Annotated in this window: 1 pseudogene; it reads right to left on the reverse strand. The window is 73.8% G+C overall.

The window, feature by feature from the left end:
* Positions 1-367: pseudogene (locus PUR61_RS16060) on the reverse strand (PhoH family protein); the annotation flags it as partial.

Here is a 367-nt window from a genome sequence, read left to right on the forward strand (position 1 = left end):
GGCCGCTCCCGGACCGCCTCCAGCCCGGCGCAGCGCGCCAGCGCGGACTTCCCCGGCCCGGCCCGGCCGCCCCTCGAGACGATGCCGACCGCCGGGTCCAGCAGGAGGTCCAGCGCGACCCGCTGCTCGGCGCTGCGCCCGCGCATTCCGAACGCATCGCGTTCTCCGAGCACCAGCCGGACTCGGACGTCGCCCGTGACCCGGACGAGCTCCCGGACGCGTTCGTATTTGAGAACGAGTCCGGAGTGCACGGGGAGGTCGCTGACGCACTCGATGGACACCGCGGTGTCGTGGCCGGCCGAGAACAGCGCGTCGACGTCGTCGGCCGCCACGTGCAGCTCGGACATGCCGGTCCACCCGGAGGTGA

The organism is Streptomyces sp. BE20 (genome assembly GCF_036322525.1).
Classification (GTDB): Bacteria; Actinomycetota; Actinomycetes; order Streptomycetales; family Streptomycetaceae; genus Kitasatospora.